Source organism: Pseudomonas bharatica CSV86 (assembly GCF_000319305.2).
Lineage (GTDB): Bacteria > Pseudomonadota > Gammaproteobacteria > Pseudomonadales > Pseudomonadaceae > Aquipseudomonas > Aquipseudomonas bharatica.
Window position 1 is genome coordinate 982,441 of the sequence record NZ_AMWJ02000002.1, and the last position, 11,694, is coordinate 994,134.

An 11,694-nucleotide genomic window follows, 5' to 3' on the forward strand; every position below is an offset into this window, starting at 1 on the left:
CAAGCTTCCGGAAGCGCGATTGATCAATCTCTCGATTGATGGAAGCCTACCCAACTCGCTCCATCCCAACCCACGCGGGGAATACTTTCCCCCATGGGCGAAGTGTTTCTCCGCTTTCGCTTTTGAAACTGGAGAATCACCATGAGCAACCAATCCAACGAAGCCAAATTCTTCGACCTGCACACCACTGGCATCGGATACCTCAACCGTATCCGTCAAGTTAGTCCCCGCAAGGGCAAACCGTTCACCTGTGTCACCGTCGCGGCATTGCACGGCGCAACTGAAAAAGCTGAGTACTCCTACATCGACTGCAACGTTGTCGGTGCCGAGGCAGAATCGCTGGTTAAACGCTGCCAGCAAGCTGTTGAAGCCAATAAGAAGGTGCTCGTCTCCTTCCGAATCGGCGACATCTGGGCTGATGCTTTCACCTATGAAAAAGGTGACAAGAAAGGTCAGGCCGGCGCAAGCCTCAAGGGCCGCCTGCTCTACATCGGCTGGATCAAAGTTGACGGCAAGCTGGTCTACGAAGCGAAACCGAAAACCATCAACACCCCAGTGGACAATCAGGAGCTTCCTGCTCCTGAACAACCTCTGAACCAGGAACCGCCAGTAGCCGACCAGTTTGGTGAACAGCGCCAACCTAACTTCGGTGATGATGATCCGCAGCAGGCCGACCAGGCTGCTTAACCTCTATCAAGGCGCTGATTTCAGCGCCTTTGTTTTCTGCCAAGAGGGCATGCGAGCAACTGCGATGTTTGTGCCTACCGCCCGGCCAACGAATTCCGTATTGGTTCACTGTCGTCGACAGTGCCTCCCGGAGCCAGGGTTTAAGGCTCCAGCGCATTGCGCTAACCCACCCAAGATCGCATAGCACTCGGCGGCGCGATCACATCACCTGGTGATGGAGTGCTTTCTACTTTACCTACCCGCGAGGATCTCATCCTCGCGGACTGAGGACTCGCTCATTCTGGAGACCTCTGATGTCCATACCCTCCGCCTCGACCGAGGCATATCTCACCCTTCCGGTTGTCCTGGACAACACAGCGTGGATGCGCACGATCTATCTCGAAAACCCAGCACGGGTAGCCGAAATGAGCCAGCGTCTTGCCACCGTCGTCCAAACGGCATGGCAGGAGCTCAAGCAACAACCTCTGGCCACGGCACTCAACTTCGGCGTGTACACGAAACAACATACCGGCAGCCAGCGGGACTGGGTCGAACTCGCCTTGCGAGTCGTCACGCCCGACAATGAGCCGGCCTATATCCATATTAAGCTGCAGCCTGCTGCCGCCCCAGCCTGACACAACCATCTTTTACTCACCCAGAGGGGTCACCCTCTGGGGTGGCTTCTCTCCAGGAGCACGCCCCCATGACACAATCCCCAACCCCTTTCACATCGCTTCAACAGCTCACCTTCTAGCCCATCCCTGCTGCAGCCCAGCTTTCGAAATCGACTCAGCCCACTTGCCCGAGGCAGACTGGGAAGACCTGCAGACACTCGTTGAGAACGCAGATACATCTTTGCTTCAGTTCGAGTGTTTCACGCTACCTCTTAGTGACGCCATCGGCTTCAAAATCTTCAGCACGCCCTGGACCGATGATCATCTCGGAAAGTACTGGGGATACGATCTGCAATCACTTCAAGCTCTCCAGGCAGAAGAAGGTTTCAGTGATGAAACCATCCGATTACTCACACTTGCCGCTCAAGCAGATGTGAGGTTTCTCGTGATCGACCCCAACAGCAACGTTCTCAACGGTCTGCCTCTATTCGGCTGCTGACTACCTTCCACCCTCGCGGGGAACGCCCGCCGGGAGTTCCCCATGTTTTACGGGGAGCACACATGATCTCTATCACAGGCCAGTTGGCCATCCGCACCATCTCCGGCCGACTTGGACTCTTTAATGTCGGCCGCCTGAGCACCTCGATTGGTGAATTCACGATCAAAGACGCCCTCTTGGACCAGTACCAGGAGGGCAAGTACAGAGGTGACTTCGCGATCAAGCAGATTCGCCCCTCGTACTACTCCCACGGCGGCCGACTCGTTGTCGAAATCAGAGCCGAACTCGAGGGCATGACCCTAGATGATGTCACAGGCCTCAGCCGGGAGGACGAAGAACACCTGCCGACCAATGTTCCCGACCCCTTGGAGGAGAATGGGCTTGCGCCCCCATTGGCACCGCCCCGACATACTCCAGTTGCTCCCCCACCACCACCCCAAACCGATGCTCTTGCTTCGAATGAGCCATTCGGGATGGATCAGCCGACATCGTTAACTGCTGACGATCAAGACGCCGAGCTGTTCGGCACGGTCTGGCCGTTGAGCGAAACCGTAAGGCTCGACACCACGGTAGATCGACAACGGTTGCGCGCTCAATGCACGCGGCTAGACCAACTCGGTTTCACCATGGACTTCAAAACTCAAACCTGGTCCAGGGTCTCGCCATAAAGCGCCCTGCACCACACACCTTGGAGCCTCCTTGGGGTCCCTCTTCAGCATCGGGAGCGAATCCATGAATCCTTTTTTAAAGGCGTGCCTGACGACTATCTGTACTTCGTCGAAGACTCATTAACAAACGATAATGAGTCGACCGATGAAGAGCTCGTTGAATATTTCATCGGGGAGTTTTATCTCACATCGGAACAGGCTGACGCTGCTGTTGGGCTTCGCTCACAGTATCTGAGTCAGCGCTTCAAAGAAGGGCATGGCCCTTTGCATCGGCTTGATCCCTTGCCCTTCGATCCCACTACCCGTACCTACCATTAACTCAATACTACCCAGGGGGCATACGCCCTCTGGAGCGTACGCCTCCAATTCGGAGGTTTAATGACACCTATTCCCCTGTTCCAAATCGAGGAGTGCCCAGACCTGTACGTCGACGCCTGTGTGTGCGATGAGCAACGCAACCTGGTGTTCTTGTCGGCCTGGGGTCGTGACACCGCACTGCAGGAGTTTCTGGCCAGGCTCACACTTGGCCGGGAAGAGAATGGGCTTGAGCAGTTTCACATTCTCATCGACGGGCGGAGCATTCCTGTCTTTCCTAACCACGACCTGCTGGAAAAGCGCACCACACGGCAATTCCGCGGCACCCTATTCGGCAGCATGTTGCACCTTTGGCTATTCGATCGACGCGCCTCGGTGCCCGACCAGGCCAATCACTTCGCCTTCGCCCTCCTAGAGCGCAATGAAGCCCCACACCAACGGCTCTGGCCGCTGGTGATCGAGACCTGCCCGCTTCCCCTTCTCCTCCACTGGCGCGAGCCCGTGATGGAAGTCCTCACCCAGCACCAGATGCTGATTGCCCTCCCTGGAGCGATCGGCAATGTCTGCGCCTGGCGACTCGCCATGAAGCTCGAGGTACTCGAGCCTGCACTCGGAGAGTTGATTCGCCAGGGAGTACTCACCACTGAAGCTCAGGCGCCTGCCTGAGCTCATTCACCAACTCAACCAACTCAAAGGACGCCCTATGGCCCTCATGTTTCCGCGCTTGGCGCACAACTTTGCCCGTAACGGCAACTACCCTACCGATGAAATCACTCTTGAACGCACGCTGCAGGCACTCACTCCCGCCACTTCTGGCAGGATGAGGATCTGCGATCCCTGTGCCGGTGAAGGTGTTGCCCTTGCTGAAGCGGCTCACTTCTTGGGCCGCGATCAGGTCCAAGCGTTCGCTGTCGAGTACGATCGCGAACGCGCGGATCACGCGCATGGTCTACTCGACCGGGTGCTGCACAGCGACCTATTCGACACGTTGATCAGCCGCCAATCGTTCGGTTTGCTCTGGCTCAACCCACCTTACGGTGACCTCGTCGCGGATCACTCAGGTGCATCCCAGTATCAGGGCAGCGGCCGCCGGCGCTTGGAGAAAGCCTTTTATCAGCGCTGCCTCCCGCTTCTGCAGTACGGCGGCGTGATGGTGCTCATCGTCCCTCACTATGTATTGGACGACGAGTTGACTGGATGGCTGAGCAATCACTTCGCCGACCTGCGTGTGTACGGTGCTGCAGACTCCACCTTCAAACAGGTGGTGATCTTCGGCATCCGTGTGCGTCGGCAGGACCTGGTCCGGGCTTCCACCAGCCAGGTGAGGGTTCATCTGCAGGCGATCGGTGCCGGGCAACAACAACCCGAGGAGATCCCGGCCATCTGGCCATGGGAGCCATATCTCGTCCCGTCAGTTGCTGGCGAGCTGGAGCACTTCTACCGCATTAGCCTGGAGCCGGAGCAATTCGCCGCCGAGATTCTGCGGTTGCGAGGTCTCTGGCCCGATTTCAACTTGCACTTCGGGCAAGCCGGCCTTCAACCCCGAGCCCCTGTCCGCGAGCTTTCTCGCTGGCACCTCGCTCTGGCCCTGGCCGCCGGCGCAATTTCCGGTGTTGTACGTTCGAAATCGGGGCGGGTCTTGGTCGTGAAGGGTGATACCTACAAAGAGAAGGTGCGCAAGACCGAATTCACCGAGGACGAGAAGGGTAACGTCTCAGAAGTCAGAACCCTCACTGATCGCTTCATCCCGATCATCCGCGCTTGGGAAATGACGACCTCCTCGGTGAACCACGGCCAGGTGCTGATCATCAGCTCCTCGCCGGCGAGCATCGACGAAGCGCCTGCAGCTGAAGAGCTTGTTGCAACGTCACTGTTCAACCCAGGACAAATCGTGATGACCGCCGCTATCAGCCATCTGGTGGAAACTGGGCAGCTGAATCCCGCCTCTGTGCTGAAACGCCACCTTGCAGGCGACTGGGGCGAGCTATGCGATGACGATAGAGCCTCCAACCAGCTCGCACTTACCCACGGAGACCGTTTGTTCTCAAGCTACGACATCGACGCCGGGGACGAGTCCAGGCTCTGGATCATCACCGAAGCCGATCGTAGCTACACCACCCTGCTACTTCCCAGCGACTACTGACCCACGCCACTCACGCCGCAACGGCGTACACATCACAACCCCGCAGGGTATGCCAATACCCGCCGCGGTTTGTGCATGCCCTGCGTTACCTGCAGGAGATGCACATGAACGCACTGACCCAATCGGCCGCCTCGGCCAACTCCCCCCTGAACATCAACCTGACCGATTTCATCGACGAGTTCGGCGACGAGCTCCTGAAGTCACTGAACCGCTCCAACCCTCCGGTTTTTAACGGTAGCGTCAACGAACAGCGCCAGGCCGTGATGGCAAATCTCAAGCGCACGCCATTCGTGGCGCAAGCCGAAGTTGTTCAAGCCATTACGGCGCTACTGCTCGATCGCAACGAGCAAGCCGCGATCATCAACGCCGAGATGGGTACCGGGAAGACGATGATGGCCATCGCAGTCGCTGCCGTGCTCCACGCGGCAGGCTACCGTCGTACCCTCGTCGTCTCGCCACCCCACCTGGTCTACAAGTGGCGACGCGAAATCCTAGAAACGACGCCTGGCGCCCGCGTCTGGGTACTCAACGGCCCGGATACACTGGTGAAACTTCTCAAGCTGCGTGACCAGCAGTGGCAATCCTATGACGGCCGGCCGGAGTTCTTCATCCTCGGCCGTGTACGGATGCGGATGGGCTTCCACTGGAGGCTCGCCTGCTGGAAGCGACGTGCTGCATGCGGCCAACTGTTGGCCGCATGCCCAGACTGTGGCCAGGTCCTCGAGGATCTGGAACGCAACCTGGTCACCGTGGACGAGTTCAAGCGCGGAGACCGCCGTCGCAATTGCACCGCCTGCAACGCTGCCCTCTGGACGCTTATGCGTCCAGGCAAAACCGATGGTGGCGACCGACGCTCGACGATCCTGAAGTCGATGTGTCGAATCCCAACGATCGGCCCGGTTCGGGCAGAACGTCTGCTGAATGACTTCGGCGAGGACTTCTTGGCCTCGATGCTGGTCGACAACGTCTCGGAGTTCATCAATCTGATGGACGCGAAAGGCAACTTCGTCTTCAGCGACCGCCAGGCCAAGCGCATGGAGCGAGCAATGGCAAACATCGAGTTCGGTTTCGGCGAAGGCGGCTACCAGCCGACAGAATTCATCAAGCGCTACCTACCCGATGGTTTCTTCGACCTGCTGGTGGTCGACGAGGGGCATGAGTACAAGAACAGCGGTTCGGCCCAGGGCCAGGCCATGGGGGTGTTGGCCGCGAAGGCGCGTAAAACCGTGCTTCTCACCGGGACCTTGATGGGTGGTTACGCCGACGACCTGTTCTACCTTCTGTTCCGCATCCTCACCCGGCGCATGATCGAGGATGGCTACCGACCCAACGCACGCGGCAGCATGGCTCCTGCAGCCATGTCGTTCATGCGCGATCACGGCGTGCTCAAGGACATCTACACCGAGCGCGATGGCGATTCGCACAAGACCGCCAAGGGCAAGAAGGGGGCGCCTCAGAATTCGGAAAAAATCGTACGCTAAGCTTCGCGAGTTCTCGTAACCAATTCACTGTTTTTCAATGTGTGAAAGAAAATGGCGAAAGCTGCTTGACAAGCGAACCGTCGACTTCCATTCTACCTACCAATTAGTCGGTATATGAAAATAAAGCCATGAAACTTAATTCAGATCTTTCGCAGCGTGTCGTCGTCGAGCCTTCAAGCTTACAGTGGGTCGATTCGCCAGCGACTGGGATTCAACGCCAGTTACTGGAGCGTGATGGCGACGAAGTGGCGAGGGCCACCTCGTTCGTGCGATATGCGCCAGGATCGAGGTTCAAGCGCCATGTTCATCACCTGGGCGAAGAAATCCTCGTTCTTGATGGTATGTTCACCGATGAGTCCGGAACCTTCGGGCCTGGGACTTATATCAAGAATCCACCAGGTTCTTCGCATGCACCAAGCTCCGCGACGGGTTGCACGTTGTTCGTCAAGCTGCGCCATCTTGATCTAGCCGACAGCCAACGCACCGTGGTCGACACTCGTAACGGACCCTGGTTTCCAGGCCTCGTGCCGGGTCTGTCGGTGATGCCACTTTCTGAGTTCGACACCCAACATACGGCTTTGGTGCGCTGGGCTCCGGGGACACGATTCAATTCGCATCGTCACTACGGCGGTGAAGAAATCTATGTGTTGGAAGGCGTCTTTGAGGATGAGTTCGGAAGCTACCCTGCCGGCACATGGATGCGCAGTCCGCATTTGAGTGCTCACCGCCCCTTCAGCAATGAAGGCTGCACTATCCTGGTCAAGACAGGCCATCTGCCAGTCGCTGAATCAAATGAGGCACTTGCATGAAGCATTTCTCCGAAATCTCGCCGACCGCCGAGCGCGTGGTCGATGCCGCTGAAGGCTTGGTACAGCGGCATGGCTACAACGGCTTCTCATACGACGACGTGGCCCAGTTGGTAGGCATCAAAAAACCAAGCATCCACCACCACTTCCCCAAGAAGGGAGAACTCGTGGCCGTGGTCGCACAGCGCTACACGCACCGGTTTCGTGAGGAGTTGCTGAGCATCGAAGGGCAGCATGCGAAAGCGCCTGATAGGCTAACTGCGTATGCGGCACTTTTCGAACGCACCTTCGCCAAGGACCGGCGCCTTTGTGTCTGCGGCATGTTGGGTGCCGAGTCGGACTCGCTGCCGGACGCCGTTGTGAGCGAGGTCAAGCGATTCTTTAAAGTCAATCTCGACTGGTTGACTCTTGTCGTTGCCGACGGTCAGCGTGCCGCGCTGATCACCTCAAATTCCGCCGCAGAGGCTCTCGCAGAGGCGTTCTTGTGCGCGTTGGAGGGCTCGATGGTGGTGGGCCGTGGCATGCGATCGCCACGCGGACCGGCCGATGTTGGAAACACTTTTCTTTCTACCGTGTTGACCTAAGGTCGGCACTTTTTGCTACATGATCCTACCATTTAGTTGGTAGTTTAAGAGGTTATTATGAACACTGAATTTAATGGCAAGAAGCTGTTGGTCATCGGCGGCACTAGTGGGATGGGATTGCAAACTGCCCGCATGGTTCTCGAGCAAGGCGGAAGCGTCGTCATCGTCGGTCACCGCGAAGACAAAGCCGAAGAGGCCCGCAAGGAGCTGTCGTCGTTGGGCGCCGTGACAGCCCTGACTGCCGATCTCTCGCGGGTCGAAGATGTGAAGCGACTCCTGCATACCATCGATGAGAACCACAAGGACATCAATCTTCTGGTCAACGCTGCTGGGGTGTTCTTCCCGAAGGCGTTTCTTGAGCACACGGAAAGTGATTACGAGCAATATTTGTCGTTGAATAAAGCGTTCTTCTTAATCACACAAAAGGTCGTGGCCAACCTCGTGGCCAGCGAGCGTCCCGGCGCCATCGTGAACATCGGCTCGATGTGGGGCAAACAGGCGATCGCGGCTACGCCGTCGTCCGCGTATTCGATGGCAAAAGCAGGTTTGCATTCGCTGACCCAGCACCTTGCGATGGAGTTGGCATCCAAACAAATCAGGGTCAATGCCGTTTCTCCGGCGGTTGTCGAAACGCCGATTTACGAGGGTTTCATACCCAAGGCCGAGGTTCATGGCGCCTTACAGGGATTCAACAGCTTCCACCCAATCGGCAGGGTTGGGACGCCACAAGACGTAGCCGAGGTCATCATCTTTCTGTTGTCGGACAAGGCAGCATGGGTGACGGGCGCAATCTGGGACGTTGACGGCGGTGTGATGGCCGGGCGTAACGCATAATGGGGGAACGAGAAATGAACACAAACATTAAAGGAACGCCCGACAACGGGATCAACGTCGGTACATTGCGGGAGTTTGCAGATCAGGTCGCAGCAAAGCCCGCCGCAGGCATCGCGACGTTTGGCGTCGTGACAACCTGGAAGGGGGGCACCCGGACGCGTGCGCGAACCATGCCGCTCGTCCTGGGTGACACAGCCTTGGCGCGCGGCTTTGTCATCGACGCGGACGAACCGGCAGAATTGCTCGGTACCGACACGGCCGCTAATCCACAAGAGTTGATCATGGCTGCGTTGAACGCATGCATGACTGTGGAGTCGCACTGCCTGAAGCGCCAAGCATCCGCATCAAGGGCAGGGGCGATGTGACTTTGTATGCCCTTCAGCAGGCTGTGCTCGATCTCCGTGTCCAAGGATCGGGTGACATCACGGCCTTTGGCCAAGTGGATCTTCTGGTCGCCGAGATGGCCGGTTCGGGCGATGTCGATGCCAGTGAGCTGGTGGCTAAGTCCGCCAAGCTGTCGATGGTTGGCTCCGGCGATATCGACGCTTATGTCAGCGACTCCGTGAAGGCCAGAGTGATGGGTTCTGGCGACATCGTGATCCGCGGTAACCCACCGATCCGCGATCATCGGTTGCCGGCTCAGGCGACATCAAGTTCAAGAAGAAGTAACGCTCCAGCCGGAAGTGACTGTTACAGAACGCCGGCAGAGCATCCACTTTGTACCGACCATTGATCAGGAGTAACCCGATCATGGCAACTACCGCAAAAACCCGATCTGTCACGGCTCACGTCCCTGTGCAACTGGCCGAAAAGGTCGATTTGATGGCTGAGCGCCTGTAGCGCTCCAAGAACTGGATCGTCAAGCAGGCCCTGTCCGCCTGGATCGACCAGGAAGAAGAGCATAGTCATCTGACCCGTCAGGCTTTGGGCCAATGTGGATGCTGGCCGCGTGATTGATCACCGGGCTGTCCAAGCCTGGGCTGATAGCCTTAGCACCGACACGCCGTTGCCTGTACCGCGCTGATGGAGCTGAAGTGGACAAACAAGGCGCTTTCCGCCATTGCCAGGCTGTACGAGTTTCTGGCGGCGGTGAATCAGCCTGCTGCCGCACGCACGGTACAGCAACTCACGGCTGCTCCGACCACGCTGCAGGCCAATCCGCGCATTGGCGAACGCCTGGAAGAGTTCGACCACGGGATGTGCGCCGAATTCAGATCGGCCACTATGAAATGCGCTATGAGATTGCAGACTCTACTATTTACCTGCTGCGTTTATGGCAAACCCGCGAGGACCGCTGATGATCGCAACTGTAGGGTTGCAAGCTGCTTAGCCAGAAATTCATGCTTATTCCAAGGATCCTCATGTAAGCTAGGCTCGGTGTTCGAAGTAGCTGCTCGTGAATACACTGTCAAAATTTGGTTTATTAGGGTTATACCATGAAAAAATTAGCTATTTTAGGTGCTGCTTTGTCAATTTCCTGTCTTAGCGTTGATGCGGCAGAGCTGACCAGTGCAGTCGGCGCCACAAGTCAGGGCGGCGGAACTGCTCGTCTTGCCCTTGGGTTCGACTGGGAAAAATCTTGGTTTCAAACTTCTATCGGGAAAGTAACTGGCTATTGGGATTTAGGATATACCTACTGGCAAGCAGGGGACCAAGCTGGCGGCCGTCATAGCGTATCCTTCGCGCCGGTTTTTGTGTATGAGTTTGGCGAAGGAAATATTAAACCTTTTATTGAAGCAGGAATTGGCGCTTCTATATTTAGCGGAACTAATGCTGGGGATCAGAATTTTGGTTCAGCTTTTAATTTCGAAGACCGCATAGGGGCTGGGTTAAAAATAGGTAATACACAAAAATCGGTATTCGCGCTATTCACTATTCAAATGCCAGTATAAAACAGCCAAATGATGGAATCGAATCTTACTCACTCTTTTATAGTCATTCGCTTTGAATAAAACGGAGCGCAACTGACTGTACTATTGGAAGTCGTTGCGCTTCGAAATTATTTTTTCTATTAAAAGCATGCTATTCCTAGACTAGCGGCGATTAACAAAAGGATCAGGCCACTAAGGCCTGTTATTTCTAAAGGCCTAGATAGGTCGATTTCATCATAGCTGGCATCATTCTCAATTATTCTGCGTTTCATACTGTAGTCCTCTGCATTCACTGTAGATCCTTTCTTTCGAAAGTTCAGAAGAGTAGACAGCCAGGCAAAATACACGTTCGCGTTATTTTAATGGCAATTTGTTATTTTTAGTATAGCATATATAGCTTTTAGATATATGCGAGAAGAGGGAAGCTAAAGAGAGAAACTCTGTACTACAGATGCTTTTGGCTAAAGTGCTGAGGCCAGCGTTTGGCCTGAGGATTCCCCTGACGTGACCATTCTGGCTGACGTTACCTCCGCTGCCTCCGGTGCGTTCTCGACCGAGCAAACTGGCCGGATGACCGTCTTATAGAGCGCTACCTGCTGAGGCGCTGTAACAGAACCACATGGAGCATTGCCGTTCGCAATGCTTCGTGAAGGGTCAATCAGGGCTAGCAAGGAGCAGTAAAGGTAGGAGTACCGAAGCAGATTTAAAGACATATGAACCCATCGTTGTAGGCATGGGGAACTAGAGCAAAGCACAGGAATCAAAGGGTAAGAGAAAGCCGGAATCAGCCTCCATTACAAAATCAGAAGGACGCTATGAAAATTAAAAATCTTAATATAGTTGCTGTGTTTTTTTATTGTGTATTACTGGCCGGGTGTTCTACCACCACAGTGGTTACCCTTCAGGACGGCACACAATATATCACCAAAGATATACCAAAGACCAAAACAAAAGACGGTTTCTATGAGTTCGATGATGTGTCAGGTAAACATGTGAAAGTGAGATCTGATGAGGTTGCTACGATAAAAGAAGAGGATTAATCTATCCGGACTATGATGTTGTGCTTATGGCAGTAACGCTATGTGATTATAGTCGCTTCAAAGCAAAAGTCTCGCCTCATGCCTTCATTTGAGACCGGGAGTTATGCATATGAGCTATGTGGATATCCCCTGCTGGAAATGCATTTGATCGGGTGCCATCAGCATCACTCGAT

12 protein-coding genes and 4 pseudogenes are annotated in these 11,694 nt (G+C 55.5%); all 16 read left to right on the top strand.

Annotated features, from left to right (window positions below):
- Nucleotides 1–141 precede the first annotated feature (141 nt).
- The 16 genes and pseudogenes from CSV86_RS18240 (at nucleotide 142) to CSV86_RS18315 (ending at nucleotide 11,521) form a co-directional block, all read left to right on the top strand.
- Complete coding sequence (locus CSV86_RS18240) at nucleotides 142–687, top strand: STY4534 family ICE replication protein (protein ID WP_009399109.1); 546 nt, start codon at nucleotides 142–144, stop codon at nucleotides 685–687.
- Between the two features lie 293 nt (nucleotides 688–980).
- Nucleotides 981–1,301, top strand: coding sequence for a hypothetical protein (locus CSV86_RS18245; RefSeq protein WP_009399108.1), 321 nt, complete (start codon nucleotides 981–983; stop codon nucleotides 1,299–1,301).
- The gene (locus tag CSV86_RS33835) at nucleotides 1,249–1,779 is read left to right on the top strand and encodes a DUF5983 family protein (RefSeq protein ID WP_446532478.1); all 531 of its coding nucleotides are present in this window, start codon (nucleotides 1,249–1,251) and stop codon (nucleotides 1,777–1,779) included. The genes CSV86_RS18245 and CSV86_RS33835 overlap by 53 nt, the downstream gene beginning before the upstream one ends.
- A gap of 62 nt (nucleotides 1,780–1,841) precedes the next feature.
- Nucleotides 1,842–2,447 carry a DUF3275 family protein gene (locus CSV86_RS18255; protein ID WP_009399104.1) on the top strand — a complete coding sequence of 202 codons (606 nt, stop codon included), beginning with the start codon at nucleotides 1,842–1,844 and terminating at the stop codon, nucleotides 2,445–2,447.
- A gap of 378 nt (nucleotides 2,448–2,825) precedes the next feature.
- Nucleotides 2,826–3,428, top strand: a complete 603-nt coding sequence (locus tag CSV86_RS18260; RefSeq protein WP_009399100.1) for a hypothetical protein — start codon at nucleotides 2,826–2,828, stop codon at nucleotides 3,426–3,428.
- Between the two features lie 37 nt (nucleotides 3,429–3,465).
- Nucleotides 3,466–4,905, top strand: coding sequence for a DUF6094 domain-containing protein (locus tag CSV86_RS18265; protein ID WP_009399098.1), 1,440 nt, complete (start codon nucleotides 3,466–3,468; stop codon nucleotides 4,903–4,905).
- A 104-nt stretch (nucleotides 4,906–5,009) separates the two neighbouring features.
- Nucleotides 5,010–6,350, top strand: a pseudogene (locus CSV86_RS18270) (SNF2-related protein); the annotation flags it as partial.
- A 164-nt stretch (nucleotides 6,351–6,514) separates the two neighbouring features.
- A complete protein-coding gene (locus CSV86_RS18275; RefSeq protein WP_009399094.1) occupies nucleotides 6,515–7,195 on the top strand; it encodes a cupin domain-containing protein in 681 nt (226 codons plus the stop codon).
- Nucleotides 7,192–7,776: a TetR/AcrR family transcriptional regulator gene (locus tag CSV86_RS18280; protein WP_009399092.1), complete on the top strand. Its 585-nt coding sequence runs from the start codon at nucleotides 7,192–7,194 to the stop codon at nucleotides 7,774–7,776. The genes CSV86_RS18275 and CSV86_RS18280 overlap by 4 nt, the downstream gene beginning before the upstream one ends.
- Before the next feature lie 57 nt (nucleotides 7,777–7,833).
- Nucleotides 7,834–8,610, top strand: a complete 777-nt coding sequence (locus tag CSV86_RS18285) for an SDR family NAD(P)-dependent oxidoreductase (RefSeq protein ID WP_009399088.1) — start codon at nucleotides 7,834–7,836, stop codon at nucleotides 8,608–8,610.
- A 14-nt stretch (nucleotides 8,611–8,624) separates the two neighbouring features.
- Entirely contained in the window at nucleotides 8,625–8,975 is a 351-nt protein-coding gene (locus CSV86_RS18290; protein WP_240160532.1) for an OsmC family protein, read from the top strand.
- Nucleotides 8,972–9,343, top strand: coding sequence for a GIN domain-containing protein (locus CSV86_RS18295; protein ID WP_016355693.1), 372 nt, complete (start codon nucleotides 8,972–8,974; stop codon nucleotides 9,341–9,343). The genes CSV86_RS18290 and CSV86_RS18295 overlap by 4 nt, the downstream gene beginning before the upstream one ends.
- A gap of 17 nt (nucleotides 9,344–9,360) precedes the next feature.
- Nucleotides 9,361–9,634: pseudogene (locus tag CSV86_RS18300) on the top strand (CopG family ribbon-helix-helix protein).
- A pseudogene (locus tag CSV86_RS18305) lies at nucleotides 9,634–9,890 on the top strand (type II toxin-antitoxin system RelE/ParE family toxin); the annotation flags it as partial. The pseudogenes CSV86_RS18300 and CSV86_RS18305, both read left to right, overlap by 1 nt.
- A 156-nt stretch (nucleotides 9,891–10,046) precedes the next feature.
- Nucleotides 10,047–10,558, top strand: a pseudogene (locus CSV86_RS18310) (acyloxyacyl hydrolase).
- A 738-nt stretch (nucleotides 10,559–11,296) separates the two neighbouring features.
- The gene (locus CSV86_RS18315) at nucleotides 11,297–11,521 is read left to right on the top strand and encodes a YgdI/YgdR family lipoprotein (protein WP_009399080.1); all 225 of its coding nucleotides are present in this window, start codon (nucleotides 11,297–11,299) and stop codon (nucleotides 11,519–11,521) included.
- Nucleotides 11,522–11,694 lie beyond the last annotated feature (173 nt).

Coding starts and splice junctions, on each gene's coding strand:
- CSV86_RS18240 (WP_009399109.1), top strand. CDS start 142: ATGAGCAACCAATCCAACGAAGCCAAATTCTTCGACCTGCACACCACT.
- CSV86_RS18245 (WP_009399108.1), top strand. CDS start 981: ATGTCCATACCCTCCGCCTCGACCGAGGCATATCTCACCCTTCCGGTT.
- CSV86_RS33835 (WP_446532478.1), top strand. CDS start 1,249: ATGAGCCGGCCTATATCCATATTAAGCTGCAGCCTGCTGCCGCCCCAG.
- CSV86_RS18255 (WP_009399104.1), top strand. CDS start 1,842: ATGATCTCTATCACAGGCCAGTTGGCCATCCGCACCATCTCCGGCCGA.
- CSV86_RS18260 (WP_009399100.1), top strand. CDS start 2,826: ATGACACCTATTCCCCTGTTCCAAATCGAGGAGTGCCCAGACCTGTAC.
- CSV86_RS18265 (WP_009399098.1), top strand. CDS start 3,466: ATGGCCCTCATGTTTCCGCGCTTGGCGCACAACTTTGCCCGTAACGGC.
- CSV86_RS18275 (WP_009399094.1), top strand. CDS start 6,515: ATGAAACTTAATTCAGATCTTTCGCAGCGTGTCGTCGTCGAGCCTTCA.
- CSV86_RS18280 (WP_009399092.1), top strand. CDS start 7,192: ATGAAGCATTTCTCCGAAATCTCGCCGACCGCCGAGCGCGTGGTCGAT.
- CSV86_RS18285 (WP_009399088.1), top strand. CDS start 7,834: ATGAACACTGAATTTAATGGCAAGAAGCTGTTGGTCATCGGCGGCACT.
- CSV86_RS18290 (WP_240160532.1), top strand. CDS start 8,625: ATGAACACAAACATTAAAGGAACGCCCGACAACGGGATCAACGTCGGT.
- CSV86_RS18315 (WP_009399080.1), top strand. CDS start 11,297: ATGAAAATTAAAAATCTTAATATAGTTGCTGTGTTTTTTTATTGTGTA.